Below are 3,611 nucleotides of genomic sequence, written 5' to 3' on the forward strand. Positions count from 1 at the left end.
CACTTTTACATCGTACGCGGTCCCTCGGCAGCGATATGGGTCATCGCCGCCGTCAACGAACTCGTCTCACGGCTACGCGGTCGGCCGCACATCCTCAGTATCGACAAGGCCAGGGAGGCAACGGCGGGATCGTGGGCTTGCAACGCCGATCGGCTACGCCGCGAGACCGGATTTCGACCCGCCAAGACGCTTCAAGAGAGGATCGAGGACACCACACGGTGGTACATCGACAACGGTTGGATCAAGCCACGGTCGGCACCCGACAAGGTGACGCCCAAGGGGCACGTCGATTGACGCGGTCCGCCGTCGCGCAGGTCATGCCGGCACGCTACTCATTGCCATTGCGGAAAAGGGGTAAGAAGATTTTGGAGGTAAGAAAATGATGAGAAGCGCCCGTAAATCGATTTAGCCAAAATCTTCCTACCCCTTCACTCATCCACCTTCACCCGTCTCAGCCGCAACGCATTACTCACGATCACCAAATCCGAACCGACCATGGCGAGTGCCGCAGTGATCGGATGCAACTCTCTGAGCCACATCGGCGCCGACTCAACCCCGGCCAGCACCCCCGCTGCGATCGGAATCAGCGCCACGTTGTAGGCGAACGCCCAGAACAGGTTTTGCTTGATGTTGCGCATCGTCAGCACCGACAATTTGACCGCCCGCGCGACGCCTCTTAATTCCCCGCCCAACAACGTGACGTCCGCCGCTTCGATTGCGACGTCCGTGCCGGTGCCGATCGCGATCCCTACATCCGCCTGCGCCAGCGCCGGGGCATCGTTGATTCCGTCGCCCACCATCGCGGTGAATTCGCCCCGCGACTGCAGCTCGCGAATCCGCTCTGTTTTCTCACCCGGCAACACCTCTGCCATCACGTCGTCGATCCCGACCTGGCGGGCGACCGCGGCGGCGGTATGTTGATTGTCGCCGGTCAGCATGGAAACCACGATGCCTTGGTCATGCAGCCTCGCAATCGCTTCCGCCGACTCCGGTTTGATCGTGTCCGCCACGGCAATCAAACCGACCACTTCGTCTTCGCAAGCGATCCACATCACCGTCTTGGCTTGGCGTTGCAATTCCGCCGCGCGAGTCTGCAAGGCGGGATCGATGGACGAATCCTGTTCGATGAAACGCTGATTGCCGACCCGCACGCGTTGTCCTTGCCAAACAGCCGTCACGCCCTGTCCGGAGCTGGACTGGACGTCGTCGGGCATCGTGGTGTCCACGCCCATCCGATCGGCTTCGGCCAAGATCGCGGTGGCGATCGGATGCTGGCTGCCGCGTTCGACACTGCCGGCCATCGCAATCAATCGTTCGTCACTGAGTCCGCCAACGGCGATCGTGTCGGTGACCACTTGCTCGCCCCGCGTGATCGTTCCTGTTTTGTCGAGCACCACGTGCTTGATCGCACCGACCCGCTGGATCGCTTCGCTGGACTTGAACAGGATGCCGTTCTCCGCCCCGCGTCCCATGCCCACCGTCACCGCCAGCGGTGTCGCCAGCCCCATCGCACAGGGACAGGAAATGATCAACACCGAAATCATTCGTAAGATCGCCCCGACAGTGTCGCCGATGACGAAGAACCAGACGCAAAACGTGACCATCGCGACCGCGATCACGATCGGAACAAAAATCCCGGAAATCTGATCAGCCAGCTTCTGGATCGGCGCCTTGGTCGCCTGAGCCTCGGCCACCTGTTTGACGATTCGCGCCAGCGCCGATTCCGCGCCCAAGTGCCGCGCCTCGATCGTCAACATGCCATCACCGTTGATCGTCGCGCCGATCACACCGCTGCCGATCGGTTTGTGGACCGGCATGCTCTCACCGGTGATCATGCTCTCATCAACCACGCTCTCGCCCGCGATCACAGCGCCGTCGACGGGAATCTGTTCGCCCGGCCGCACGATCACATGATCTCCCACAATCACGTCCTGGATCGGCAAGTCGACTTCCGCGCCGTCGCGGAGGACACGCGCGTTTTTCGCTTGCAGATTCAATAACGACGTGATCGCACCATTGGTCCGCGTCTTGGCACGACTCTCGATCCAGTGGCCGACCATCACCAGAGAAATGATCGTGGCGGACGTTTCGAAATAGACATGTTGCCCCAGTATCTCGCTACCGGCAGACAACAACAGCATCACCGCCACACTGAAGAAGTAGGCGACCGAGGTGCTCATCGTCACCAGCACGTCCATGTTGGCGAATCGGCTGCGCAGCGACCGATAGGCCCCCAAATAGAACTCGCGGCCGACAAAAAACTGGACCGGCGTGGCCAGGGCGAACATCAAGTAGTTCACCCAACCGGCATGCGCCCACGGCCCCCAGAGGCCAAAATCACGGCCCATGCTGAGCACGAACAACGGTAGCGTCAGCGCGACGCCGATCCACATGACCAACGTGTCGTGCTGCTCTTGCCGACGGTCTTCTTCGGCGGTGTCGCGGTCGCCCGTTTCCACCTGAAACCCGGTCTGACGAATCACCTCGGCCAATTCCGACTCGTCGGTCCGCGCCGGATCGTAGCTAACGACGACGTTCCCGCCGGCGAAATTAACCACCGCCGAACTCACGTCCGGTTGCCGCAACAACGACCGCTCGATCGATTGGGCGCACCCGGCGCAGGTCATGCCCGACACATTGAACTCGGCCCGTCGGTTCACCTCGGCAGTTTCCAGACCGGCCACCGACTCAGATTCAATTTCAGTTTCCCCCAGTCTATCCATCACTTTTTCCAAAACATCCGGTTTAGCAATCCCACCCATAGGATCGGCGTAACGCTGTCAACGCTAGGCGTAGTATTCGGGGCGATCAAGCGTCGTCACAGTCTCCGTCGCGCCATTCTAGCACGGTACGGGTCCAGAATCTGATGGGGATCGGCCCCAACGTCGGAGTGGACGGGGGCCACTTGACCGCCCTCCTCGGCACCCCCTGTTACTGAATTACTGAATGGTGCCACCCACCAACTACTGAATGGTGCCACCCACAAAATCAATCCAACCGCGTCGCGGGATCACGCCAACGGCGTGCCACATCAAAGCTTGGGGTCGCGAGAGCGCACCCCAAGACCGCGTCACCACCTCGCGGCCAACCCCAACGGGGTTGAACAACACCATTCGCCCGACTCGCCGCATCGTTTGTTGAGCCCCGATGGGGCTCCAGTCCTCAATCGACCACGACCCGGGGTGCGCGTCGCGACCCCGGGCTGTGTTGTGGCACCACTCCGCGGTGTCACGTGATCGATTGTGAACAATCAATGAATGGTGCCACCCAATCAATGAATGGTGCCACCCACCAAACGTCTACGCTCGCCTGCTAGAACGCACGCTCCGACCGGAAGCACCGGCAGGTGAAATGAACCCACCGATGGCAGCGCGAACCCACGGATGGCGATCGGCAGGACGATCCGTGGGTTCTCGCTGCCATCGGTGGGTTCATTTCACCTGCCGGTGATTCCGGTCGGAGGGTGCGTTCTAGCAAGCGAGCGTAGACGTTTGGTGGGTGGCACCATTCATTGATTATTCATTGATTGGGTGGCACCATTCATTGATTGTTCACAATCGATCACGTGACACCGCGGAGTGGTGCCACAACACAGCCCGGGGTCGCGACGC

1 protein-coding gene and 1 pseudogene are annotated in these 3,611 nt (G+C 60.7%); one reads left to right on the plus strand and one right to left on the minus strand.

Features of this window, described 5'->3' with window-relative positions; genetic code table 11:
• A pseudogene (locus ABX749_RS26030) lies at positions 1-294 on the plus strand (hypothetical protein); the annotation flags it as partial.
• Between the two features lie 134 nt (positions 295-428).
• On the opposite strand, the gene ABX749_RS26035 reads toward ABX749_RS26030, so the two are convergent.
• Positions 429-2,723 (minus strand): heavy metal translocating P-type ATPase, encoded by a 2,295-nt coding sequence (locus tag ABX749_RS26035; RefSeq protein ID WP_372898572.1) that lies wholly within the window; start codon positions 2,721-2,723, stop codon positions 429-431.
• Between the last annotated feature and the right edge of the window lie 888 nt (positions 2,724-3,611).

This window comes from Stieleria sp. (assembly GCF_041595215.1).
Lineage (GTDB): Bacteria > Planctomycetota > Planctomycetia > Pirellulales > Pirellulaceae > Stieleria > Stieleria magnilauensis.

Excerpts from the sequence above, each read along its gene's own strand:
- ABX749_RS26035 (WP_372898572.1), bottom strand. The coding sequence starts at position 2,723 with ATGGATAGACTGGGGGAAACTGAAATTGAATCTGAGTCGGTGGCCGGT.